Raw genomic sequence first — 228 nt, forward strand, 5'->3', positions numbered from 1 at the left:
GTCGTGCTCACCGCCTCCCCCGGGCCGCGCGCGGAGCGCCTCGCCGACGCGGATGCGCTGTTCGCGGGGACCTGGACGGTCAACGCGGCCAGCAACCGCGTCGGCATCCGCCTCGACCGGGCCGACGGTCCGCCGCTCGAGCACCTGCCCGACCTGCCCGAGCTCCGTTCGGAGGGCATCGCGCACGGGTCGGTCCAGGTGCCGCCCAGCGGTCAGCCGGTGCTGTTC

1 pseudogene is annotated in these 228 nt (G+C 76.3%); it reads left to right on the forward strand.

Features of this window, described 5'->3' with window-relative positions:
* Nucleotides 1-228, forward strand: a pseudogene (locus B4L26_RS01215) (allophanate hydrolase subunit 2 family protein); the annotation flags it as partial.

The sequence above is a fragment of the Gordonia sp. UBA7599 genome (genome assembly GCA_002477755.1).
Taxonomy (GTDB): Bacteria; Actinomycetota; Actinomycetes; order Mycobacteriales; family Mycobacteriaceae; genus Gordonia.